A 23,231-nucleotide genomic window follows, 5' to 3' on the forward strand; every position below is an offset into this window, starting at 1 on the left:
CGGACCTCCCGAGGAAAACCTGAGGGCGTCATCCGGTCCGTACCTGCCACAATCGGCGTATGACCACGCTCAAGTCCAAGCTCAAGGAAGACCTCACCACGGCCATCAGGGCGCGTGACGAGCTGACCTCGTCCACGCTCCGGCTGACTCTCACCGAGATCACCAAGGAGGAGGTCGGCGGCAAGGCGGCGCGCGAACTCTCCGACGACGAGGTGCAGAAGGTGATCGCCAAGGAGGCCAAGAAGCGCCGCGAGGCGGCCGAGGCGTTCGCACGGGGCGGCCGGACCGAGCAGGCCGAGCGGGAGAAGGCCGAGGGCGCGCTGCTCGACGCCTACCTGCCGGAGCAGCTGTCCGACGAGGAGCTGGGCGCGATCGTGGCGGCGGCCGTCGACGAGGCGAAGGCGGGCGGCGCCGAGGGACCCCGCGCGATGGGTGCCGTCATGAAGATCGTGAACCCGAAGGTCGCCGGGCGCGCGGAGGGCGGCCGGGTGTCCGCCGAGGTGAAGAGGCTCCTCGCCGGCGGCTGAGGTGCGCCGACAGCGCCCACGCCCTCGCCCTGCCGGCCCCTACCGGCCCCAGTGCCTTGCGGCCCGGGTCCGGCCTGTGCCGGTGCGGGTACGGGTGCCTGTGCCGGTACGGGTACCTGTGTCGCTGCGGGGGCGGCACAGAATGGAAAAAAGTGGGGCGGTCCCGATGCCGATCGGGACCGCCCCACCCTCCTGTGTGATCACATGCGATGTGTTTCAGCGGGAGGGAAACGGAAGGAAACGGGAGGCAAGCACGGGAACGCGGCTCAGGGGCCGTCCGTGTCGCCCTCGCCGTCGTCACCCCGACGGCCGTGATGGCCGCCGTCCCCGCCGTCCCCGTCGTTGCCGTCCCCGTCACCGCCGTTTCCGCCGGGCAGACCGCCCGACGGCGTGCCGGTACCGGTGCCCGGGTCGGTGTCGCCGGGCTTGCCGTCGTCGCCCTTCCCGCCCCTGCCGTTCCCCTTGCCCGGGTCCTTCACCGGGTCGGGGATGTCGATCGTGTCGAACCCGGGGGCCGGCTTGCCGTCCAGCGCCCCGGTGACCGCGTCCTTCCAGATCGGCCCGGGGACCTGGCCACCGAAGACCTTGGGGTAGTACGAGCCACCGATGGTGATGTCCGTCATCTTCCGGTCGTGGCGCGGATCTCCGACCCAGACCGCTGCGGAGAGGTTCGGGGTGTAGCCGACGAACCAGGCCGCGAAGCGGAAGTCCGTCGTACCCGTCTTGCCCGCGCTGGCCCTGTTCTGGAGCCCGGCCTCCGTGCCCGTACCGTCCTCGACGACACCCTTGAGCAGGGTGTTGATCGTGTCGGCGGTCCGCTCGGACATGGCCCGTGAGCACTTCGACTTCGGGACGTCCATCGGCTTCTTGTCCGGACCGATGATCGAGCTGATCGCGACGGGGGTGCAGTACGTGCCGCGGGAGGCGAACGTCGCGTACGCGCCCGCCATCGTCAGCGGTGACACCTCCTGGGTGCCCAGGGTGATCGACGGGACCTGCTGGAGCTTCTTGCCGTCGGCCCGTCCGACGCCCATCTTCGTCGCCAGCTTGGTCACCGGGCAGACGCCGATCTGGCTGATCAGCTGTACGTAGTAGGTGTTGACCGACTTGGCGGTCGCTTCCTTCATCCCGTACGGGCCGACCTCGGACTCGTTCTCGTTCTCGACCGGGACGTCCTTGTCGTTCCAGGGTCCGTTACAGGTCTGGACAGGGCTCGGGTAGTCCATCTGGTACGGGGACGGGTACTGCTGCGTCGGCGAGATGCCCTGCTCCAGGGCCGCCGCCGCGACGATCGGCTTGAACGTCGACCCCGGCTGGTAACCCGCGCCGCCGCCCATCTTCTGGTCGACGGAGAGGTTGATCTGGGTCTCGTCCTTGCCGAAGCCGTACGGCCGCGACTGCCCCATGCCGAGGACCCTGCCGGTGCCCGGCTCGACGATCGAGACGGCCGTCGCGACCGGGTCCGACTTGTAGACGTGCTTCTTGATGGAGTCCTGTACGGATTCCTGGGCCTGCGGGTCCAGCGTGGTGCGGACCGTGAGGCCGCCCTGGTTCCAGACCTTGGCGCGCTCCTCCTTGGTCTCCCCGAAGACCGGGTCGGTCAGGAAGACCTCGCGGACGTAGTCGCAGAAGAAACCGGCCCCGCTGACAGCGGTGATACAGCCGTTCCTCGGCCGCTTGATCTTCAGCGTGATCGGTACGTCCTTCGCCTTGTCCGCGTCGGCCTGCGAGATGTCCCGCACATCGGCCATGCGCTGAAGGACGGTGTTGCGGCGCTTGAGCGCCGTCTGCGGGTTGTTCACCGGGTCGTAGAGGGTCGGCGACTGGACCAGACCGGCCAGCAGCGCGGCCTCCTCGACCTTCAGGTCCTTCGCGTGCTTGGAGAAGTACCGCTGGGACGCGGCCTCGACCCCGTAGGCCTGCTGCCCGAAGAACGTGATGTTGAGGTAGTTCTCCAGGATCTTCTTCTTGCCGAGCTCTTCCTCGACCTGGATGGCGTACTTCAGCTCCTGGACCTTGCGTCCGATCGTCTGCTGGGTGGCCTGCGCGACCTTGTCCGGGTCGTCACCCGCCTCCTCCACGAACACGTTCTTCACGTACTGCTGGGTGAGCGTCGACGCGCCCTGGGCCGTCCCGCCGGCCTGCACATTGCGGTTCATCGCGCGCAGGATGCCCTTGAGGTCCACGGCCCCGTGCTCGTAGAAGCGCGAGTCCTCGATCGCGACGATCGCCTTCTGGAGGTACGGGGACATGTCCTCGAGCGGTACGACGGTCCGGTCGCGCGAATAGACCGTGGCGATCGTGCCGCCCTCGTTGTCCAGGATCTTGGTGCGCTGCATCAGCGGCGGCGTCTTGAGATTGGCCGGAATCTCGTCGAATCCCTCGACCGTTCCCTTGGCGGCTAGACCCAGGGCTCCGGCGGCGGGCAGCGCGATACCCGCGAGCACGGCCCCCGAAAGCACTGCGACACCGACGAACTTGGCGGCCTGCTGGGTCGTCGTGAGACCCCCGCCCGAGCGCTTCTTTGGCATGGGGGCAGCCTACGTTCTCATTCGCCGGACACACGTATATGCCTTGGCCTAGGCTGCTCACAACTGTCACAGCAGCACCGTTCCGCAGCAAGCCCCCTGCACGGTTCAAGCCGCACTTACGGCGCTCCCGAATGCGCCGCATGTGTCATCGAACGTCCGTTGTGGATGAATCGAACGGTCCGTGTTTCGCAGGGTAGGTCCGGCATGTCCTCCCGTCACTCCTCTGGGTGATCTGTCGCGTACGCATAGTCCGTTCGGGCCATTCAAGATTGGGCCCGAAGGGGGTGTTGTGCCTGCGCTGCCTTCCGTAACGTCCTCAACTGGCAGCGGTGAATATGCCGTTGTCGCCGTGGGGGAGCCTCGATTCGGGAGAGGACGGCGCCGGGATGGGCTGGGTAACCGACTGGAGTGCGCAGGCAGCCTGCCGCACTACCGATCCGGATGAACTATTCGTACAAGGGGCAGCGCAGAACAGGGCCAAGGCGGTGTGCACCGGATGTCCGGTGCGGACGGAATGCCTGGCCGACGCGCTGGACAATCGCGTCGAATTCGGCGTGTGGGGCGGAATGACGGAACGGGAGAGGCGCGCGTTGCTGCGTCGTCGGCCCACCGTCACGTCATGGCGACGACTGCTGGAGACCGCACGCAGTGAATACGAGCGGTCGACGGGCATCCTGCCCGCAGCGGTCGGCATGGAGGACGACGTACTGCACGAGACGTACGCCGCGGTGGGTTAGGGCCGCGGACAGCGGGCCGAAAGGCCCGGATGACCGCGGACAGCCGGCTGAGAGGCCGGTGGCTGCGGAGACAGGAGAGATGTGTGGTCAACCGTGTACGTGCTTCGGCGTGTACATGGTTACGCATATGCGGGGTCACAGGACCACCGGGCCGGCCACGCCATGGGCCGCAGGAGCACGCGTGGACGTGCAGGTGCGTGGGACGTCGGGCGTGGGGACGTGCCGGGCGTGGTGACGCCTGACGCCAGTGCGTGGTGACGCGTCGGGCTCGGCGCCGGCAGGGTGTCGTCACGGATGCGCCGGATGTGGTCAGGGACTTGGTTACGCGGCTCCGGTCGGAGCCGTGCTCGCCGCGAGGCGGTCCCCGATGGACCGGAGCCCCGCGAGGTCGTGGACGTCGCCGGGCAGGGCAGTCACCTCGGTCACGGCCACCTCGGGGTGGAGAGCGGTGAAGCGGTCGCTCGTACGCCGTTCGCGTGCGACGACCCGCATCCGCTCGGCGTGCAGTCGTAGCAGACCGGCGGTCAGCAGCTCGACCGGCAGATCGCCGGACTCCTCGTCCTCGCCTGAGCCGGGAAGGGCATCGGCGGGGAAGGCGTCGCCGGGGAGGGGGTCGGGAGGTGGCGGGGCGACTTCGCGTTCGGATTTTTCGGGTTCTTCAGATGCTTCGGGTTCTTCGGGGACCTCTGGTGCGGATGGCGTGGGTGTTCCGGATGCCGGTGAAGCGGGGGCGACGGGTGTGCCGGGTGACGTGGGGTCTTCGGGGGAGACGACCGCCGGGCCGACCGGGTCACGAAGCTCAGCCTTCCCGGTCGTCTGATCGACAATGCGGGCTTCCTCAAGATTTTCCGCGGCGGCCAGCGCCCGCTCGGCGGAGAGCCGGGCGGCGTCACTGCTGTGGACCCGGTTGAGCACGAGTCCGGCCAGCGGCATCCGTTCGGAGGCGAGCCGTTCCACGAAGTAAGCCGCCTCACGCAGCGCGTCGCGTTCCGGCGCCGCGACCACCAGGAACGCCGTACCAGGCGCCTGGAGCAGCTTGTAGGTCGCGTCGGCCCGGGTACGGAAGCCGCCGAACATCGTGTCCATCGCGGCCACGAACGTCTGTACGTCCCGCAGGAACTGACCGCCCAGCAGCTTGCCGAGCGTTCCGGTCATCATCGACATGCCGACATTCAGGAACTTCATCCCGGCCCGGCCGCCCATCTTCGCCGGTGCCATCAGCAGCTTGATGAACTTCCCGTCAAGGAACGAACCGAGCCGTTTCGGCGCGTCCAGGAAGTCCAGCGCCGAGCGCGACGGCGGGGTGTCGACGATGATCAGGTCCCATTCGTCGCGCGCCCGCAGCTGGCCCAGCTTCTCCATCGCCATGTACTCCTGCGTGCCCGCGAAACCGGCCGACAGGGACTGGTAGAAGGGGTTCTCCAGGATGGCGCGGGCCCGCTCGCCGTCCGCGTGCGCCTCGACGATCTCGTCGAAGGTCCGCTTCATGTCGAGCATCATGGCGTGCAGTTCGCCGCCCGCCGCGCCGTTGATCCCCGCGACCCGGCGCGGGACGTTGTCCAGCTTGTCGATGCCCATGGACTGGGCGAGTCTGCGGGCCGGGTCGATGGTGAGGACGACGGCCTTCCGGCCGCGTTCGGCCGCCCTGACGCCGAGTGCCGCGGCCGTCGTGGTCTTGCCGACGCCACCCGAACCGCAGCACACGATGATCCGGATGTCCGGGTCGTCGAGGAGCGCGTCACTGTCCAGCGCGGGGGCGGGGGACACATCCGTGCCCGTACGGGGGTCTGTGCCTGTGCCTGGGCTCGTACGAGAGTCCGTACCCGCACGAGGGCCTGTGCCCTTGTCCGTACCCGTACGAGAGCCGCTGCCGGTGCCGGCGTTCGTGCTCGCGTCCGTACCCGTACGAGAGCCGCTGCCGGTGCCGGCGTTCGTGCTCGCGTCCGTGCCTCTGCCGGTGTCCGGTGTCATGAAGCCGTCCCTTCCCCCAGATCCGCTCCCGCACCCTGCTTGCGCAGTTCGGCCGCCAGTTCGTACAGACCGGCCAGGTCCATGCCCTCGCCGAGGAGGGGGAGCTCATCGGTCGGCAGTCCCAGTCCGGCGAGGACGGTCCGCTGCTCGCGCTCCAGTCCGACCCGCTGGGCGTGCTCGGCGGCCTGATGCACGAGGGGGCGTACCAGCTCCGCCGAACCGGTCACGCCGGCTCGGGTCAACGCCTTCGCGATCTCCTCGCGCCGACCGCCCGAAGCGGTCCGCAGCGCGTCCTCGTCCAGCAGATGCGGCCGGACCATGTTCACGATGACCCGGCCCACCGGCAGATCGGCGGCCCGCAGCTCCGCGATGCCGTCCGCGGTCTCCTGGACCGGCATCTCCTCCAGCAGCGTCACCAGGTGGACGGCCGTCTCGGGGGACTTCAGGACCCGCATCACCGCCTGCGCCTGATTGTGTATCGGGCCGATCCGGGCCAGCCCGGCCACCTCGTCGTTCACGTTCAGGAAGCGTGTGATGCGTCCGGTGGGCGGCGCGTCCATGATCACGTAGTCGTAGACGAACCGGTTCTGCTTGTCCTTGCGGCGGACCGCCTCGCACGCCTTGCCGGTCAGCAGGACGTCCCGCACCCCCGGGGCGACCGTCGTGGCGAAGTCGATCGCGCCGAGCTTCTTGAGCGCCCGGCCCGCGCTGCCGAGCTTGTAGAACATCTGGAGGTAGTCGAGCAGCGCGCGCTCGGCGTCGATCGCGAGGGCGTACACCTCCCCGCCGCCCGGCGCGGTGGCGATCCTGCGCTCCTCGTACGGAAGCGCGTCCGACTCGAAGAGCTGGGCGATGCCCTGTCTGCCCTCGACCTCGACGAGGAGGGTGCGCCTGCCCTCGGTCGCGAGGGCGAGCGCGAGGGCGGCGGCGACCGTGGTCTTACCGGTACCGCCCTTACCGCTGACGACCTGGAACCTGCTCACGTATTCGAGCCTAACCAGTCGGGCCCCGGGCTACGCACGAGACCGTACGTGCCAGGCATTACAGTCGCCCCATGACCAAGTGGGAATACGTGACTGTGCCTCTTCTCGTGCACGCGACCAAGCAGATTCTGGACACCTGGGGCGAGGACGGCTGGGAGCTGGTCCAGGTCGTTCCCGGACCGAACAACCCCGAGCAGCTCGTGGCGTACCTGAAGCGGGAGAAGCAGTCGTGAGCGGGGCCGTCGAGGCCAGGCTCACCGAGCTGGGACTGACGCTGCCGGGGGTCGTACCGCCGCTGGCCTCGTACCAGCCGGCCGTCCGCTCCGGTGTGTACGTCTACACCTCGGGCCAGCTGCCCATGGTGGACGGCAAGCTTCCGATCACCGGCAAGGTCGGTGCGGAGGTCACGCCGGAGGAGGCCAAGGACCTGGCGAGGACCTGCGCGCTCAACGCCCTGGCGGCCGTGAAGTCGATCACCGGTGATCTGGACCGGATCGCCCGGGTGGTGAAGGTGGTGGGCTTCGTCGCCTCGGCGAGCGACTTCACCGGTCAGCCCGGCGTGGTCAACGGCGCGAGCGAGCTGTTGGGCGCGGCGCTCGGCGACAAGGGCGTGCACGCCCGGAGCGCGGTGGGCGTCTCCGTACTGCCCCTGGACGCTCCGGTGGAGGTCGAGATCCAGGTGGAGCTGGTCGAGGACTGAGTCACCGCCGACCGGCGGGGGAGTCGCCGCCGGCCGGATTCCGTCCGGTCCGGCCCGGTCGCGTTTCTGCTCCGTGTGACGTTCGTGAGATTTCTCCGCGACGTGCCTGTGACCGGACGGGACCGGTCGCGTGCCGGTCGGCCCCGGAGCGCTCGGGGTCCACGAGTCCGTGACCGAGTCCGTACGGAATTCCTCGCGCCTCCCGGGTCCTCCGTGCGCGGTCGGCCGAGGCCGGTTCCCGTCCGGGTGGCCCCCCCCGGGGGCTCTCGAACATCTCCCCGCTTCCGGATAGCCTCCGGCCATGTCCCATGGTCAGTGGTACCCACCGGAATGGCCCGACCGGATTCGGGCCCTCGCCGACGGCGAGCTGACACCCGCGCCGGCCAGGCGGGCCGCCACCGTGATGCTGCTCAGGGATCGCACCGAGGGCGCCGACGCGGCCGGTGGACCGGTGCTGGTCCACATGCTGCGCCGACGCGCTTCCATGGCGTTCGCCGGGGGCGCGTACGCCTATCCGGGTGGCGGGGTCGACCCGCGCGACGACGACCACCATGTCCGTTGGGCCGGTCCGGACCTGGAGAGCTGGGCACGGCGGCTCGGCGTCGGCACGGTTGCCGAGGCACAGGCCATCGTCTGCGCCGCCGTCCGGGAGACGTACGAGGAGGCCGGGGTGCTCCTCGCCGGACCGTCCTCCGACACCGTCGTGAGCGACACGACGGGCGCCGACTGGGAGGCCGACCGCGAGGCGCTGGCCGCCCACGAACTGTCCTTCGCGGACTTCCTCGACCGGCGGGGGCTGGTGCTGCGTTCCGATCTGCTCGGCGCGTGGGCGCGCTGGATCACCCCGGAGTTCGAGCCGCGCCGCTACGACACCTGGTTCTTCGTCGCCGCGCTTCCCGGGGGGCAGCGCACCCGCAATGCCTCGACCGAGGCCGACCGGACGGTGTGGATCGGGGCCGGCGAGGCCGTCGACGGCCATGACCGGGGCGAGCTGCTGATGCTGCCGCCGACCGTGTCGACACTGCGCCGGCTCCGTCCGTACGCCACCGTGGCCGACGCGCTGAGGGGAGCGGCCTCCCAGGACCTCGCTCCCGTGCTCGCCCGTGCGCGGTTCGAGAACGGCGCGATGGTGCTGGACTGGCCGGGCCACGAGGAGTTCACCCGGCGGATGCCTGCCGGAGCGGGAGCCCGGACGGGAACCGGCGGCGGTGCGGGTGGCGGCGGCAACGGCGGGAGTGGGCGCGGCGGCGCGGGTGGTGTCGGTGGTGAGGGCATATGAGTGAGGCCGCGGCGCTGCCCGGACAGCCGCGTGGGCAGGTGGTTTCCGGTCCCGCCACCACCCGTACGGTCAACGTCCTCGCACCCAACCCCTCCGCGATGACCCTCGACGGCACCAACACCTGGATCGTCGCCGAACCCGATTCGGACCTGGCGGTCGTCATCGATCCGGGTCCGCTGGACGACGTGCACCTCAGAGCCGTCGTCGACACCGTCGAGCGGGCGGGGCGGCGGGTCGCCCTGACCCTGCTCACCCACGGTCACCCGGACCACGCGGAGGGGGCGGGGCGGTTCGCCGAGCTGACACGTACACCGGTACGAGCCCTGGATTCCGCGCTGCGCCTCGGTGACGAGGGACTGGCCGAGGGCGATGTGATCACGGTCGGGGGGCTGGAGCTGCGGGTGGTTCCGAGCCCGGGGCACACCGCCGACTCGCTCTCGTTCCATCTGCCCGCCGACCGGGCGGTACTGACGGGGGACACGATCCTCGGACGGGGTACGACGGTCGTGGCGCACCCGGACGGGCGGCTCGGCGACTACCTCGACACCCTGCGGCGACTGCGTTCGCTGACGGTCGACGACGGGGTACGGACGGTGCTGCCGGGGCATGGGCCGGTCCTGGACGACGCACAGGGCGCGGTCGAGTTCTACCTCGCGCACCGGGCGTACCGGCTCGCCCAGGTGGAGACGGCCGTGGAGGCCGGGCTCCGGACGTCGTCCGAGCTGGTGGCGAAGGTGTACGCGGAGGTGGACCGCTCACTGTGGCCCGCGGCGGAACTCTCGGTGCTGGCCCAGCTGGAGTACCTCGCCGAGCACGGACTGATCGGGCCGGAGACGGCTTGAACGGGCGGGCGAGCAGGCCGGAGACGGCTCGAACGGACAGGCGGGTGGAGCGGAGGCGGAAGCGCGATGAGGGGCCCCGGCGCGGTTGCGCCGGGGCCCCTCATGCGGAGGGAGCGTTCCCTGACAGTGGCCGATGCCGGGGGTCGACAACCGGCATCGGGGCCAGGGGCAGGAGCCGGTGGGCGGGGCAGCGGCGACGGTCCGTGACCCGTGGCCGCGGCCTGAGACCCACGGCCTGTGATCCGGCGGCTGTGGGTCCGCGGTCCATGACTGGTCCGTGGGCGGGGCCGGTGGCGGCTCGCGCCGTCAGCGCGAGCGCTTCGCCAGGCGCTCCACGTCCAGCAGGATCACGGCGCGTGCCTCCAGGCGCAGCCAGCCGCGGCCCGCGAAGTCCGCGAGTGCCTTGTTGACCGTCTCGCGGGAGGCGCCGACCAGCTGGGCCAGCTCTTCCTGGGTCAGGTCGTGGACGACGTGGATGCCCTCCTCCGACTGCACGCCGAAGCGGCGCGAGAGGTCGAGGAGCGCGCGGGCGACACGGCCCGGCACGTCGGAGAAGACCAGGTCGGACATCTGGTCGTTGGTCTTGCGCAGGCGGCGGGCGACGGCACGCAGGAGTGCGGTGGCCACCTCCGGGCGGACGTTCAGCCAGGGCTGGAGGTCGCCGTGGCCGAGGCCGAGCAGCTTGACCTCGGTGAGCGCGGTCGCCGTCGCGGTACGCGGACCCGGGTCGAAGAGCGAGAGCTCGCCGATCAGCTCGCCGGGGCCGAGGACGGCCAGCATGTTCTCGCGCCCGTCGGGGGACGTGCGGTGGAGCTTCACCTTGCCTTCGGTCACCACATAGAGGCGGTCACCGGGGTCGCCCTCGTGGAACAGCGCGTCACCGCGTGCGAGGGTCACCTCACTCATCGAGGCGCGGAGCTCCGCGGCCTGCTCGTCATCGAGCGCCGCGAAAAGCGGGGCGCGCCGCAGAACGTCGTCCACGAGTTCTCTCCTTGTCGGCCTGTTCAGGGAACCGTGGTCCCCATCATGCCGGACGGTAAAACAGTGCGATCAATCACAAACCAGTTTGACGCACCAACGTGCGCGGTTGTACGGCAGGGGGCCGATCGGGGGTGGATCAGTGGTGATCGGGGTGGATGTCAGCGGTGGGCCATAGGCTGGTCGGGTGCCCGGAATGCCGCGGAGAATGCGGGCCGAAGCGGTCGGCCGGGTGGCGAAAGACAGTGATTCCGCTGTGGGCGAACACGCTGCGCGGGTCCCGGCAAAGGCCGTAAAAAGCCCGATTGGGCAGCCTGCTGATCACTTGACCGGGCAGATGTCGAACGAGCCAAGAGGTCGGAGGCGGAGCAGACATGGAGGAAGTGGAGGACGTGGACGAGTCGGTGAGGGCGGGGAAGTCGGTGAAGCAGTCGAAGGCGGAAACGAAGGCGGAAACGAAGGCCGACGCGGCGGGGGCAGCCGGGAAGGCGGACGGCGGAACGCCTCGTGGCGCATCGGGCAAGGCGGCCGGAAACGCGGCGAAGAAGGCTTCCGGCTCGGGCGCGGCGAAGGCGGCGAAGGCCACGAAGTCCGCGAAGGCCGACTCGGGCTCCGGCTCGGGCGCGGCGAAAGCCACCAAGACCGGTTCCGGTTCCGGCTCGGGTTCGGGCTCAAGCTCCGGCTCGGGCGCGGCGAAGACCGAGTCTCGTCCCGCGATGGTCCGCCGTGCTCGCCGGATCAACCGAGAGCTGGCGGAGGTCTATCCGTACGCCCATCCGGAGCTGGACTTCCGTAACCCCTTCGAACTCCTCGTCGCCACGGTCCTCTCCGCCCAGACCACCGATCTGCGGGTCAACCAGACCACCCCGGCGTTGTTCGCCGCCTATCCCACCCCCGAGGACATGGCGGCGGCCGTTCCGGAGGAGCTGGAAGCGCTTATCCGGCCCACCGGTTTCTTCCGGGCCAAAGCCAGGTCGCTGCTCGGTCTCTCCGCCTCCCTCCGGGACAACTTCGGCGGCGAGGTCCCCGACCGGCTCGACGACCTGGTCAGCCTGCCCGGCGTCGGCCGCAAGACGGCCAACGTCGTCCTCGGCAACGCGTACGGCGTGCCGGGCATCACCGTCGACACCCACTTCGGCCGGTTGGTGCGCCGCTGGAAGTGGACCGACCAGGAGGACCCGGAGAAGGTCGAGGCGGACATCGCCGCGATCTTCCCGAAGAGCGAGTGGACGATGCTCTCGCACCGGGTCATATTCCACGGCCGCCGGATCTGCCACTCCCGCAAACCGGCCTGCGGCGCCTGCCCGATCGCCCCGCTCTGTCCCTCGTACGGGGAAGGTGAGACGGACCCGGAGAAGGCCAGGAAGCTGCTGAAGTACGAGAAGGGCGGCTATCCGGGCCAGCGGCTGAGCCCGCCGCCGGACTACCCGGGCGAGCCCGCGCCTCCACTCGGTGCCGGATGACGCGAAGTGCCCGCCCGGGGCCCGTGGCGCGGGAGCCGGCGTTTTGGGGTTCGAAGTCTGTGTTCCGGCGTCCGGAGGCCGTGTTCCCGGGTCCGAAGTCTGCGTTCGCGGGATCGGAGGCCGTGTTCCCGGGTCCGGAGGCCGTGTTCCGGGGCACGGGAATCCGCGTTTCGGGGCTCGGAACGAAATGGGCGATGAAAGACGTTGTGAAACATCGGGGGTGCCAATGACGCACGCACAGAGCGGTTACGCGCGGGGAGCCGGCCTCGGTCCGGACGCCGCGGTGACCGTCACGACCGAGGGCCTGCCCGGCTGGCTCGACCCCGTCGCCCGCACGGCGCGGACCGTGCGGGCCGCACAGCTCAGCAGCTTCCTGCCGCCCGAGAGCGGTGCCGGGCGGCAGTCCGCCGTGCTCGTGCTCTTCGGCGAGGGCGAGCGAGGGCCCGAGCTGCTGCTGATGGAGCGTTCCGGAACCCTCCGTTCCCACGCCGGCCAGCCCTCCTTCCCGGGCGGCGCCCTGGATTCGAACGACGGCGACCAGGCGACGACCGGGCCACTCAGGGCGGCGCTGCGGGAGGCCGAGGAGGAAACCGGCCTCGATCCCCGGGGCGTACAGCTCTTCGGCGTGCTGCCCCGGCTCTACATCCCGGTGAGCAGCTTCGTCGTGACGCCGGTCCTCGGCTGGTGGCGGAGCCCGAGCCCGATCGGTGTGGTCGATCCGGCGGAGACGGCCAGAGTCTTCACGGTTCCCGTGGCGGATCTCACGGACCCCGCCAACCGCGCGACGGCCGTTCACCCGAGCGGCCATCAGGGCCCGGCGTTCCTGGTCGAATCCGCTCTCGTCTGGGGTTTCACGGCCGGGGTGATCGACCGGATTCTGCATTACTCGGGCTGGGAGCGGCCCTGGGACCGGTCCAAGCAGGTCCCGCTCGACTGGCGCTCATGACAGGCTGACTCCCGTGCTGCGCTGTTCCGGGCCCCGGCCCGGACCCAGCCGAACGGACAGGGCCCGGTGAAGAATCTGCGAGGCTATTGACGGTGAACGTGCTGGACATCCTGCTGCTGGTCGGCGCCGTGTGGTTCGCGGTCATCGGCTACCGCCAGGGTTTCGTCGTCGGCATCCTCTCGGTGATCGGCTTTCTCGGCGGCGGACTGGTCGCCGTCTATCTGCTGCCGATCGTGTGGGATCAGTTGACGAGCGGTGCCGAGGTCTCCACCACGGCAGCCGTCGTCGCGGTCGTCGTCGTGATCGTGTGCGCCTCGGTCGGGCAGGCCCTGACCACCCACCTCGGCAACAAGCTGCGCCGGTACATCACGTGGTCGCCCGCCCGCGCCGTGGACGCGACGGGCGGCGCCCTGGTGAACGTGGTCGCGATGCTGCTGGTCGCATGGCTGATCGGTTCGGCACTGGCCGGTACGGCACTGCCGACACTCGGCAAGGAGGTCCGCAGCTCATCCGTGCTGCTCGGGATCTCCCGGGTGATGCCGGCCCAGGCGTCCAACTGGTTCACGGACTTCTCCTCGGTCCTCGCGCAGAACGGCTTCCCGCAGGTCTTCAGCCCCTTCGCCAACGAGCCGATCACCGCCGTCGAGGCACCGGACCCGGCCTTGGCGGGCAGCCCGGTCGCCGCGCGGGCCAAGAAGTCGATCGTCAAGGTCGTGGGCACGGCCCCGGGCTGCGGCAAGGTCCTCGAAGGCACCGGGTTCGTCTTCGCCGACCGACGTGTGATGACCAACGCGCACGTCGTCGGTGGAGTCGACGAACCGACCGTCCAGATCGGCGGCCAGGGACGGCTGTACGACGCGAAGGTCGTCCTCTACGACTGGCGGCGCGACATCGCCGTACTCGACGTGCCCGACCTCGACGCCGAGCCGCTCGCCTTCGCCGACACCGACAGCGACGCGAAGAGCGGCAGCAGCGCCATCGTCGCGGGCTTCCCGGAGAACGGTGCGTACGACGTGCGCTCGGCGCGCGTGCGCGGCCGTATCAACGCCAACGGCCCCGACATCTACCACCGGGGCAACGTCCGCCGCGATGTGTACTCCCTCTTCGCGACCGTCCGTCAGGGCAACTCGGGCGGCCCGCTGCTCACCCCGGAGGGCAAGGTGTACGGGGTGGTGTTCGCCAAGTCCCTCGACGATCCGCAGACGGGGTACGCGCTCACGGCGGACGAGATCCGCCTGGACATCGAACAGGGCCGTACCGCCAACCAACAGGTGGACAGCCAGTCCTGCGCGCTCTGAGACGCCGGCGGTTGCCGGTGGTCGCGCGTAGTCGCCGACGGCGGCGCCCTCAACGGTGCGGGGGGCCGATGGTGTCAGTTGCGGGGATGGCGCAGTCGCGCCGAGACCCAGCGGGCTCGGCGGCGAAGAATGTGCGGAATGCCGAGCCGGAGGTCGTGCAGCTCTCGCACATCGGTCACCCGGCCCTGCGGGCCGCCCCCCTCATGAGCGCTCATGCCTGTGGCCGAGCGGCGGTTGCGCGTTGCATCACCGTAGTCGTGCGTCCAGCCCATACCTCGACGTGTGCCCGTGGCTCATGGTCGGTAATCGCACCGTGCTCAGCCAATTGGCCTATGCGTCGGGCAATTGGCTGTTCGTAGGACAACTGTGCGCAAGAGGCCGGGACAGGCTCGGGGCGGCGTAGGACGGCTGTGGGACGGCCGTGGGACGGCTGTGAGGGGCGCCGTGGGGGAGAACGATCGTGGGAGAAGGTCGTGGGACGGCAGACGACGTTCAGCGGTGAGGCGGTCGACGACCCCGCGGTTGACGGGCAGGGGTCAGCGATCCGGCTCGGGGTCTTTCAGCCAGTCGATGAGTTCCGAGGAGAACCCGTCCGGGTCCTCCTCGTGCGGGAAGTGTCCGAGACCGTCGAAGAGTCGCCACCGGTAAGGGGCTTCGACGTACTCACCCGAACCCGCCGCGCTCCGCGTGCGCACCGCGTGATCGAGCGAACCGTGCAGATGCAGCGTGGGCACCCGCACCGGCCGCTTCATCCGCCGGTAGAACTGGACGCCGTCCGGGCGCGCCAGGGAACGCACCATCCAGCGGTACGGCTCGATGGAGCAGTGCGCCGTCGAAGGGATGCACATCGCGCGCCGGTACACGTCCACCGCCGCGTCGTCAGGGAAGTCCGCCGTGCGCGGCCCGGCCCAGTCGCGGATCAGCCGGCCGACCAACGCCCCGTCGTCCGCCACGAGCTGACGTTCGGGCAGCCAGGGGCGCTGAAAGCCCCAGATGTACGAGCCCGCCCGGGTCTGCGCGAAGTCGGAGAGCATCGCCGAACGCCAGCGGCGCGGGTGCGGCATCGATGAGACGACCAGCCGACGCACCAGCTTCGGGCGCATCACCGCGGCCGTCCAGGCGAGGTATCCGCCCATGTCATGGCCGACCAACGCGGCGTCGGGCTCACCGAGCGAACGGATCACACCGGTGATGTCGAGCGCCAGATTGGCGGGATCGTAGCCCCGGGGCGTGCGGTCGCTGCCGCCCACGCCCCGCAGATCCATCGCCACCGCACGGAAACCGGCGTCGGCGAGCGCGGTCAGCTGATGCCGCCAGGTCCACCAGAACTGCGGGAAACCGTGCAGCAGCAGTACCAACGGGCCGTCACCCATCTCGGCGATGTGGAAGCGCGCCCCGTTGGCCGCCACGTCACGGTGTGTCCAGGGGCCGTCGAGACGCACGGGCCCCCCGGAACCGATCGATGAGCCGGTCGGGGCCACCGACGATCCTGTCGGGACGAGGAGCCCGGCAGCTCCGCCGATGCCCGGCTGACCCGGCTCACTCCGTTCGCCTCGTTCACCTGAGCTGCCCGGTCCACCGGGTGCGCCCGCTTCGACGAACGGCCCATCGGTCCGGACGGAGTCGGCCGGGTCCGCCGACACCATCGAGTTCGCCGGGTCGACGGGGTCGGCCGGGCCGGTTGAGCGGGGATCGGGTGCGGTCATGTGGTCGAGCGTGTCACAGACGGCGCCTTGTCCTGGGCCGCACCGGACGCACCGGCCTTCTCCAGCAGCGTGCTGCCCGTACCCGTGGCTGCCGCACTCGTCCCCGTACCCGCTACGCTGCCCGCGCTGACCGTGCTGCCGCCGATGCTCTTGCGGCTCGTGCGTCCCGTGCCCTCCGGACGGGGGTGCGGCTTGACGCCCTGGAGCACCGCCGCGGTCTGCTTGGCCGCCGCGATGGTCTTCTCCGGCGGCTTGACCTTCTTGAACTTGGCGATGGCCAGCAGCGCCAGCACGATCGCCAGCAGGACGAACGCGCCACCCACGATCAGGAACGACCAGGCGAGCCCGAGTCCCAGATTGTGGATTCCGTAGGCGGCGGCGAAGCTCAGCACCGGCACGGCGAACAGCACCAGCACGCCCGCGACGATGAACGCCACCCCGCCGATGACACCGCGCTTGACGTCCTGTCGTACTTCCGCCTTGGCCAGGGCGATCTCGTCGTGAACCAGTGCGGACAGCTCGGCCGTCGCAGTCGCGACCAACTGCCCGAGACTGCGCTCCGCACCGCCCGCGTAATTGCCGGGGTCGCTCATCCCTGACTCCCTCTCCTCTTCGACACGTCCGATGTCAGATCATGCCGGACTGTCCGGCTTGTTGCTCGCTGCCCCCGCCAGTTGGGCAAGGCGTCGGTGCTCGGCCGCCTTCCTCTCGTGGATCGCGGCCATCCGCAGGTGGTACGCCGGATCGTCCTGCTCGTACACATCCGGTACGCCGGACTCGTCCTCGTCCCGCTCCTCCGCGTCGACCAGCTCACGATGTCTGCGTACCCGCAGTTTGAGCAGTACACCGGAGATTACGGCGGCGATCAGCGAACCGATCAGAACGGCGGCCTTGATCTCGTTGACCAGACCGGTGTCGGCATCGAAGGCCAGCTCGCCGATGAGGAGGGAGACGGTGAAGCCGATTCCGGCGAGCGAGGCGACCGCGAAGACATCGGCCCAGGCCAGATCCTTGTTCAGCTCCGCCTTGGTGAAACGGGTGGTGAGCCAGGTGCCGCCGAAGATGCCGATCGTCTTGCCGACGACCAGACCGAGAACGACGCCCAGTGTCTCGGGACGGGTGAAGACATGGGCCAGTGCGCCGCCGGAGAGGGAGACCCCCGCCGAGAACAGGGCGAACAACGGCACGGCGAGACCGGCGGACAGCGGGCGGATCAGATGCTCGATCCGCTCACCGGGGGAGTGGTCCTCGCCCTCACGCCTGGTGCAGCGCAGCATCAGCCCCATGGCCACACCGGCGATGGTGGCGTGGACACCGCTGTTGTACATGAGGCCCCAGACGACCAGGGCGAGCGGGACGTACACGTACCAGCCGCGTACCCCGACGCGCAGCAGCAGCCAGAAGAGGGCGAGGCCGACGAAGGCGCCGGCGAGTGCCAGGAGGTCGATGTCAGCGGTGAAGAAGACCGCGATGATCAGGATCGCGAAGAGGTCGTCGACGACGGCGAGGGTGAGCAGGAAGGCGCGCAGTGCGGACGGGAGCGAGGTTCCGATGACCGCGAGGACGGCGAGTGCGAACGCGATGTCGGTGGCGGTCGGGACGGCCCAGCCCGAGGTGGAACCGTCGCCGAGGACGTTCACCAGGGTGTAGACGACGGCCGGGACGGCCATGCCGCACAGTGCGGCGGCGACCGGGAGCGCGGCGGCTCTCGGATCGCGCAGTTCTCCCGCGACCAGCTCACGCTTGAGTTCGACGCCCGCGACGAAGAAGAAGACGGCGAGCAGGCCGTCGGCCGCCCAGTGCTCCACCGAGAGGTTCAGCCCCAGCGACTCCGGCCCGAAATGGAAGCCGCTGACGGCGCCGTAACTCCCGCCGAACGTGTTCGCCCAGATCAGCGCCCCGATGGCGGCGACCAGCAGGATGACCCCGCCGACGGTCTCGGTACGCAGAGCGTCCGCGACGAAGTTCCGCTCGGGGAGGGGCAGCCGGCCGAGCAGGCTGCGGCGGGGGGAAGGGGGCAGGGGGGCGGGCGCGGCCACGAGTGAGGACCTCCGGGTCGGTACGGCAGCGATGGCATGGCTGATGCACTTGCCGACCAGACTTCCCGGCACCCCTGTGGAGTTTCTTTTGAAGTTGTTGACGTGACGTAGGCACGTTGTTGACGCACGAACACTGTACCCGGGGGTGCGCGGGGCCGTATCCAGTGATCACGACTCTAAGCGGCCGATGGGCACCCGGCGCGTTGCCGGATGCCCATCGGGGACGAACTCACCGCCGTGGCGGTCTCGGCGGCGTGCACCGGTGGAGGCACAGAGTTACCTGTGCGTAGCCGGTACCAGCGGTACGGCCGTGCCGCTGGTACCGGTACCAGCGCCGCCGGCGCCGCCGAGCTGGGTCAGTCCTCAGTCCTCCGAGGAGGAGGACGGCAGCTGCGTCTGGATGAGGTCCATCACCGAGGAGTCGGTGAGCGTGGTGACATCGCCCAGCTCGCGGTTCTCGGCGACATCGCGCAGCAGACGACGCATGATCTTGCCGGAGCGGGTCTTCGGCAGCTCGGCCACCGGGAGGATTCGCTTGGGCTTGGCGATCGGCCCGAGCGTGGCACCGACGTGGTTGCGCAGGTCCGCGACCAGTTCGTCGGACGCGGACGCCGTGCCACGGAGGATCACGAACGCGACGATGGACTGACCGGTCGTCTCGTCGGCCGCACCGACCACGGCCGCCTCGGCCACCGAGGGGTGCGAGACGAGCGCCGACTCGACCTCGGTGGTCGAGATGTTGTGGCCGGAGACCAGCATGACGTCATCGACCCGGCCGAGCAGCCAGATGTCGCCGTCGTCGTCCTTCTTCGCGCCGTCACCCGCGAAGTACTTGCCTTCGAAACGCGACCAGTAGGTGTCGAGGAAACGCTGGTCGTCGCGCCAGATGGTGCGCAGCATCGACGGCCACGGCTCGGTGAGGACGAGGTAGCCGCCCCCTCCGTCCGGAACCTCCTTCGCCTCGTCGTCCACGACGGTGGCGGAGATACCCGGCAGTGCGCGCTGCGCCGAACCGGGCTTGGTCGCCGTCACACCGGGCAGCGGCGAGATCATCATGGCGCCGGTCTCGGTCTGCCACCAGGTGTCCACGATCGGACACTTGTCGGCGCCGATGTGCTTGCGGTACCACATCCACGCCTCGGGGTTGATCGGCTCACCGACCGAACCGAGGACGCGCAGCGACGACAGGTCGAACTTCGCGGGGATGTCGTCTCCCCACTTCATGAACGTACGGATCGCGGTCGGCGCCGTGTAGAGGATCGACACCCCGTACTTCTGGACGATCTCCCAGAAACGCCCCTGGTGGGGGGTGTCGGGCGTCCCCTCGTACATCACCTGGGTCGCGCCGTTGGCCAGCGGCCCGTACACGATGTACGAGTGACCGGTCACCCAGCCGATGTCGGCGGTGCACCAGTAGACGTCGGTCTCCGGCTTGAGGTCGAAGACCGCGTGGTGGGTGTACGCCGCCTGGGTGAGGTAGCCACCGGAGGTGTGCAGGATGCCCTTCGGCTTACCCGTCGTCCCCGACGTGTACAGGATGAAGAGCGGCTGCTCGGCCTCGAACGCCTCGGGGGTGTGCTCCGCCGACTGGCGGGCGGTGATCTCGTGCCACCAGATGTCGCGGCCCTCGGTCCAGGCGGTGTCCTGCCCGGTGCGGCGCACGACGAGGACGTGCTCGACACTCTCGATACGAGAGACGGCCTCGTCCACGGCGGGCTTCAGCGCGGACGGCTTGCCCCGGCGGTAGCCGCCGTCGGAGGTGATGACGACCCGGGCGTCCGCGTCCTGGATGCGGGTGGCGATCGCGTCGGCGGAGAAGCCGCCGAAGACCACCGAGTGCGCGGCGCCGATACGGGCGCAGGCCAGCATCGCGATGGCGGCCTCGGGAATCATCGGCAGATAGACGGCGACCCGGTCGCCCTGACCGACACCGAGCTCGGTGAGGGCGTTGGCGGCCCTGGAGACCTCGTCCTTCAGCTCGGCGTAGGTGATCGCACGGCTGTCACCGGGCTCACCCTCGAAGTGGATGGCGACACGGTCACCGTTGCCCGCTTCTACATGACGGTCCACGCAGTTGTACGCGACGTTCAGCTTGCCGTCCGCGAACCACTTCGCGAAGGGCGGGTTCGTCCAGTCGAGTGTTTCGGTCGGCTCCGTTGCCCACGTCAGGCGTCGGGCCTGCTCGGCCCAGAAGCCCAGCCGGTCCGCCTCGGCCTGCTCGTAGGCCTCCGCCTTGACGTTGGCGTTCGCGGCCAGATCGGCAGGCGGTACGAACCGCCGCTCCTCTTTGAGCATGTTGGAGATGGAAGGACGATCGCTCACTGTCCCTTCATCTCCTCGAGCAGATTGGCCAGGCTTACGTTGCTCACGACATCTCCCATTCCCAGGGTGTCCGTTGTGTCCCAGGGCATAGCTCATCAGGCCAAAGGCCAGGTGACAAGGGTCTACCAGGAATTGGTTTAGACCTGTGTCTCCTGTATGGAGGCCCGGGCCCGTTTCTGCGTGCGGCATGGCGCGACACGGAAAGCAGGACCACAAAGTCTCACGGACGAGAGGCGAACGTGGTTCAGGCGCTCACATATTGGACGGCCGCCGGTATGTCCTGCACGTCTCGCGACTCGCCTCGCAGTCTCGGAGAACCTGCCCGGTGGCTCAGGACATTCCAGGTGTCCCAGGCGTACCGGGCACTTCGGATGCCTCGTACGTCCGCTCTACTGCCTGCCGTATCCATCACGTCCTTCGCACATCTCGGTCGCCCGATCCTGTAAGGGCGGCCGAAACCCCTCAGGCTTGTCGGTAGCGAGGGGCTTGCCGCTACCGAGAGGGTGGCCGGGGCTGACAGGGGCGAAGACCTCGTCGAGGTCCGTACCGGCACCGGTGCCGGCGCCCTCGGTCAGAAGATACGCCTGCGTCTCGTTCACATGGAAGTGCAGGTCGTACCGGCGCGGACGCACCCCGCAGCCTTTCCCGGCGCGAGCACCGCGCGCCACCGCGCCACCGATCGTGGGCCAGGAAACGATCCGGCTGCTGGGCGTCGCCGATGAGGCCGAGTGCTCCACGGTGTCTGTGGGCAGCCGCCCCGAGACGCGTCGGACCGCGATCTCAAGCCGTTTACGAGACGCTGCTCGCCGGCCCCCCTGTGTCTCCGTTGGAATCCGCTGGGTTTGCTGGGTGCGCTGGGTGCGCTGGGCTCGACCGGTCCACAGGAGCCGCTGGGGACACCAGGTTGGGTGGGTTCGGCGGGTCCGATGAGTCCGGCGGGCCCGGCAGGTCCGGCAGGCCCGGCGGCGGGTTCCGCGGGTCTGTTGCGCTCGCCGGGTTCACTGGGGCCGCTGGGTGCGCCGGGGCCGCTGGGTCCACCGGTTGCGCCGGGTGCGCCGGACGGAGGGTGGGTGGCTTCAGACCTTTCGACGCACCAGGGTTCGGACCCAAATCAGAACAGGCACCAGGGTCGGGACTGACGCCGACGCCGACGCCGACGCCGACACCGATACTGGGGCTGGGGCTGGGGCTGGCCGTCTCGGCGGTCGACGGGCTGCGGCTGTGGTGGTTGCGCCAGGGGTGCCAGGTGCGGCAGCAGGGCTCCGCGTCTGCCTCGCGTCCGGCCGCGATGCGTTCGCCGGACCTGCCGGTGAATATCACCTTGCCGCCGCGCGCCGTCCGGGCGTCGCTCCATTGTTGGATCGTCTCGTACGCCGCGTGGTCCATGAAGAAGCCGTCCAGCTCCACGATCACGTCCGCACCCTGCGGGATGAAACCGAGTGTTCTACTCAGGCGCGGCACGGCGAGGAACGTCAGCTGTCCGCGCACGATCACGAGATGCCCGCTGTCCTGTTCCGTCACCGTGATCCGGATACCGGCCAGCCGGTACAGGGCGAGGGCCATGGCCACCACGATGCCGAGCGTCACACCCTTCAGCACGCCCAAGGCGATCACCCCGATGATCGTCACCGCGTACACCGGGAACTCCCGGTGCCTGCGGACATTGCGGATGTGGGCGAAGCTCACCATCTGGATACCGACCACCATCACCAGTGCGGCGAGCGCGGCCAGCGGAATCCATTCCAGTACGGCGACCAGCAGACCTGCGGCGAGCAGCACCCAGACGCCGTGGAGCACAGTGGCCGCCCGGCCGGTCGCCCCGGCTCGTACATTCGCCGAGCTTCGCACCGCGCCACCGGACACGGGCAATCCGCCCAGCAGACCGGCCGCCGTGTTGGCGATCCCCTGCCCGCGCAACTCGCGATCGAGATCGGAGCGCCGTACGGCGGTGGTGGCATCACCGGCACGGGTGGCAGGAGCCCGGTCGGCGGAGAGCCCGTCCACCGAGACAGCGGTGAGGAGCGACTCCAGGCTGCCCACCAGCATGACCGTGAAAACCGCCGTGGCCAGGGCGAGTACGGGTCCGCTGGGTAGCTCGGGCAGTGCGTGTGACTTCCAGGACGGCAGGTCGACCCGGGCGATCCCGGGTGCCGCGGCAGAGGCCACAGCCGTCGCTGTCACCACCGCGACGAGCGCTGCCGGAACTTTCCCTGTCACCCGTCCAAACGTTCCGTGAAGGCGTGGCCACAGCACCAGGACGGTGATCGTCAGTGCGCCGATCACGGGAGCGGCAGGCTCGATCCGCGTCAATTGGTCAGGCAGTGCGAGGGCGTTGGCCGTGGCGGAACTCTGTGGCGAACCCCCGAGCACGATGTGCAGTTGGCCGAGCGCGATCGCCACGCCGATTCCCGCGAGTGTGCCGTGAACGATGGCGGGGCTGACCGCGAGCGCGCCGCGTGCCGCTCTCAGTGAGCCCAGCAGGATCTGCAGAAGGCCGGCGGCGACGGTGATCGCGCAGGTGGTGCGCCAGCCGTACGTCTGGATCAACTCGGCGACGACGACGGTCAATCCGGCAGAGGGGCCGCTCACCTGCAGAGGTGTCCCGCCGAGCGATCCGGCGACGATGCCACCGATCACCGCGGAAACCAGTCCGGCTCCCAGTGGAGCGTCCATGGCGACCGCGAGGCCGAGCGACATGGGAACGGCGATGAGGAAAACGGTGATCGAGGCGGCTACGTCGGTACCTGGGACACGGAAGCGCTTACCACTCGGCGGCCTCGGTGGCGGGCTGTGGGGTTGCTTGATCCCGAGCGCCCGTGAAGGGCATCGGTCACGGGACATGCGGTGGTGAGTGGGAACGCGGAAAGACATGGTCCGTCTCCTCCGGTCGGCGTAAACGCGAAGCGAGA

General features: G+C 69.5%; 18 protein-coding genes and 1 pseudogene. 9 read left to right on the forward strand and 10 right to left on the reverse strand.

What is annotated here, in order from left to right; all coding sequences use genetic code 11:
- Positions 1-59: 59 nt before the first annotated feature.
- Positions 60-527, forward strand: coding sequence for a GatB/YqeY domain-containing protein (locus tag PZB75_RS17725; protein WP_275536283.1), 468 nt, complete (start codon positions 60-62; stop codon positions 525-527).
- A gap of 266 nt (positions 528-793) precedes the next feature.
- Here the strand turns inward: PZB75_RS17725 and PZB75_RS17730 are convergent, their stop codons facing one another.
- Positions 794-3,058, reverse strand: coding sequence for a transglycosylase domain-containing protein (locus PZB75_RS17730; protein WP_275536284.1), 2,265 nt, complete (start codon positions 3,056-3,058; stop codon positions 794-796).
- Between the two features lie 386 nt (positions 3,059-3,444).
- On the opposite strand from PZB75_RS17730, the gene PZB75_RS17735 reads away from it, so the two are divergent.
- Positions 3,445-3,795, forward strand: coding sequence for a WhiB family transcriptional regulator (locus PZB75_RS17735; RefSeq protein ID WP_275536285.1), 351 nt, complete (start codon positions 3,445-3,447; stop codon positions 3,793-3,795).
- A 321-nt stretch (positions 3,796-4,116) separates the two neighbouring features.
- On the opposite strand, the gene PZB75_RS17740 is transcribed toward PZB75_RS17735, so the two are convergent.
- A complete protein-coding gene (locus PZB75_RS17740) occupies positions 4,117-5,766 on the reverse strand; it encodes an ArsA family ATPase (protein WP_275536286.1) in 1,650 nt (549 codons plus the stop codon).
- The gene (locus tag PZB75_RS17745) at positions 5,763-6,749 is read right to left on the reverse strand and encodes an ArsA-related P-loop ATPase (protein WP_275536287.1); all 987 of its coding nucleotides are present in this window, start codon (positions 6,747-6,749) and stop codon (positions 5,763-5,765) included. The genes PZB75_RS17740 and PZB75_RS17745 overlap by 4 nt, the downstream gene beginning before the upstream one ends.
- A 71-nt stretch (positions 6,750-6,820) precedes the next feature.
- Here PZB75_RS17745 and PZB75_RS17750 point away from each other — a divergent pair, with 71 nt between their 5' ends.
- The 4 genes from PZB75_RS17750 to PZB75_RS17765 all read left to right on the forward strand — a co-directional run bounded on the left by PZB75_RS17750 (position 6,821) and on the right by PZB75_RS17765 (position 9,570).
- Positions 6,821-6,982, forward strand: a complete 162-nt coding sequence (locus PZB75_RS17750) for a DUF4177 domain-containing protein (RefSeq protein WP_275536288.1) — start codon at positions 6,821-6,823, stop codon at positions 6,980-6,982.
- Positions 6,979-7,449: a RidA family protein gene (locus PZB75_RS17755; RefSeq protein WP_275536289.1), complete on the forward strand. Its 471-nt coding sequence runs from the start codon at positions 6,979-6,981 to the stop codon at positions 7,447-7,449. Before PZB75_RS17750 ends, PZB75_RS17755 begins: the two co-directional genes overlap by 4 nt.
- A gap of 301 nt (positions 7,450-7,750) precedes the next feature.
- A complete protein-coding gene (locus PZB75_RS17760) occupies positions 7,751-8,728 on the forward strand; it encodes an NUDIX hydrolase (protein ID WP_275536290.1) in 978 nt (325 codons plus the stop codon).
- A complete protein-coding gene (locus PZB75_RS17765) occupies positions 8,725-9,570 on the forward strand; it encodes an MBL fold metallo-hydrolase (protein WP_275536291.1) in 846 nt (281 codons plus the stop codon). The genes PZB75_RS17760 and PZB75_RS17765 overlap by 4 nt, the downstream gene beginning before the upstream one ends.
- A gap of 306 nt (positions 9,571-9,876) precedes the next feature.
- Here the strand turns inward: PZB75_RS17765 and PZB75_RS17770 are convergent, their stop codons facing one another.
- A complete protein-coding gene (locus PZB75_RS17770) occupies positions 9,877-10,551 on the reverse strand; it encodes a Crp/Fnr family transcriptional regulator (protein WP_123460131.1) in 675 nt (224 codons plus the stop codon).
- 371 nt (positions 10,552-10,922) lie between these two features.
- Here PZB75_RS17770 and nth point away from each other — a divergent pair, with 371 nt between their 5' ends.
- From nth to PZB75_RS17785, 3 genes are all read left to right on the forward strand, one after another.
- Positions 10,923-12,011, forward strand: coding sequence for an endonuclease III (nth, locus tag PZB75_RS17775; protein ID WP_275536292.1), 1,089 nt, complete (start codon positions 10,923-10,925; stop codon positions 12,009-12,011).
- Positions 12,012-12,237: 226 nt separating this feature from the next.
- Positions 12,238-12,957, forward strand: coding sequence for a CoA pyrophosphatase (locus PZB75_RS17780; RefSeq protein WP_275536293.1), 720 nt, complete (start codon positions 12,238-12,240; stop codon positions 12,955-12,957).
- 92 nt (positions 12,958-13,049) lie between these two features.
- A complete protein-coding gene (locus tag PZB75_RS17785) occupies positions 13,050-14,255 on the forward strand; it encodes a MarP family serine protease (RefSeq protein WP_275536294.1) in 1,206 nt (401 codons plus the stop codon).
- A gap of 74 nt (positions 14,256-14,329) precedes the next feature.
- Here PZB75_RS17785 and PZB75_RS17790 read toward each other — a convergent pair whose 3' ends face one another.
- From PZB75_RS17790 to PZB75_RS17815, 6 genes and pseudogenes are all read right to left on the reverse strand, one after another.
- Complete coding sequence (locus tag PZB75_RS17790) at positions 14,330-14,527, reverse strand: hypothetical protein (protein ID WP_275536295.1); 198 nt, start codon at positions 14,525-14,527, stop codon at positions 14,330-14,332.
- 264 nt (positions 14,528-14,791) lie between these two features.
- Positions 14,792-15,961: an alpha/beta hydrolase gene (locus PZB75_RS17795; RefSeq protein ID WP_275536296.1), complete on the reverse strand. Its 1,170-nt coding sequence runs from the start codon at positions 15,959-15,961 to the stop codon at positions 14,792-14,794.
- Positions 15,958-16,554 carry a phage holin family protein gene (locus PZB75_RS17800; RefSeq protein WP_275536297.1) on the reverse strand — a complete coding sequence of 199 codons (597 nt, stop codon included), beginning with the start codon at positions 16,552-16,554 and terminating at the stop codon, positions 15,958-15,960. Before PZB75_RS17800 ends, PZB75_RS17795 begins: the two co-directional genes overlap by 4 nt.
- Before the next feature lie 39 nt (positions 16,555-16,593).
- Positions 16,594-18,000, reverse strand: a complete 1,407-nt coding sequence (gene nhaA / locus PZB75_RS17805) for a Na+/H+ antiporter NhaA (RefSeq protein WP_275538749.1) — start codon at positions 17,998-18,000, stop codon at positions 16,594-16,596.
- A 363-nt stretch (positions 18,001-18,363) separates the two neighbouring features.
- Positions 18,364-20,411: pseudogene (acs, locus tag PZB75_RS17810) on the reverse strand (acetate--CoA ligase).
- Between the two features lie 700 nt (positions 20,412-21,111).
- Positions 21,112-23,193 (reverse strand): SulP family inorganic anion transporter, encoded by a 2,082-nt coding sequence (locus PZB75_RS17815; protein ID WP_275538750.1) that lies wholly within the window; start codon positions 23,191-23,193, stop codon positions 21,112-21,114.
- Positions 23,194-23,231 lie beyond the last annotated feature (38 nt).

The sequence above is a fragment of the Streptomyces sp. AM 4-1-1 genome (genome assembly GCF_029167625.1).
Classification (GTDB): domain Bacteria; phylum Actinomycetota; class Actinomycetes; order Streptomycetales; family Streptomycetaceae; genus Streptomyces.

What these genes read in the sequence shown, in the direction of transcription:
- PZB75_RS17735 (WP_275536285.1), top strand. Translation starts at nt 3,445, where the DNA reads ATGGGCTGGGTAACCGACTGGAGTGCGCAGGCAGCCTGCCGCACTACC.
- PZB75_RS17730 (WP_275536284.1), bottom strand. Translation starts at nt 3,058, where the DNA reads ATGCCAAAGAAGCGCTCGGGCGGGGGTCTCACGACGACCCAGCAGGCC.
- PZB75_RS17725 (WP_275536283.1), top strand. Translation starts at nt 60, where the DNA reads ATGACCACGCTCAAGTCCAAGCTCAAGGAAGACCTCACCACGGCCATC.
- PZB75_RS17740 (WP_275536286.1), bottom strand. Translation starts at nt 5,766, where the DNA reads ATGACACCGGACACCGGCAGAGGCACGGACGCGAGCACGAACGCCGGC.
- PZB75_RS17795 (WP_275536296.1), bottom strand. Translation starts at nt 15,961, where the DNA reads ATGACCGCACCCGATCCCCGCTCAACCGGCCCGGCCGACCCCGTCGAC.
- nth (WP_275536292.1), top strand. Translation starts at nt 10,923, where the DNA reads ATGGAGGAAGTGGAGGACGTGGACGAGTCGGTGAGGGCGGGGAAGTCG.
- PZB75_RS17780 (WP_275536293.1), top strand. Translation starts at nt 12,238, where the DNA reads ATGACGCACGCACAGAGCGGTTACGCGCGGGGAGCCGGCCTCGGTCCG.
- PZB75_RS17765 (WP_275536291.1), top strand. Translation starts at nt 8,725, where the DNA reads ATGAGTGAGGCCGCGGCGCTGCCCGGACAGCCGCGTGGGCAGGTGGTT.
- PZB75_RS17800 (WP_275536297.1), bottom strand. Translation starts at nt 16,554, where the DNA reads ATGAGCGACCCCGGCAATTACGCGGGCGGTGCGGAGCGCAGTCTCGGG.
- PZB75_RS17760 (WP_275536290.1), top strand. Translation starts at nt 7,751, where the DNA reads ATGTCCCATGGTCAGTGGTACCCACCGGAATGGCCCGACCGGATTCGG.
- PZB75_RS17815 (WP_275538750.1), bottom strand. Translation starts at nt 23,193, where the DNA reads ATGTCTTTCCGCGTTCCCACTCACCACCGCATGTCCCGTGACCGATGC.
- PZB75_RS17790 (WP_275536295.1), bottom strand. Translation starts at nt 14,527, where the DNA reads ATGGGCTGGACGCACGACTACGGTGATGCAACGCGCAACCGCCGCTCG.
- PZB75_RS17750 (WP_275536288.1), top strand. Translation starts at nt 6,821, where the DNA reads ATGACCAAGTGGGAATACGTGACTGTGCCTCTTCTCGTGCACGCGACC.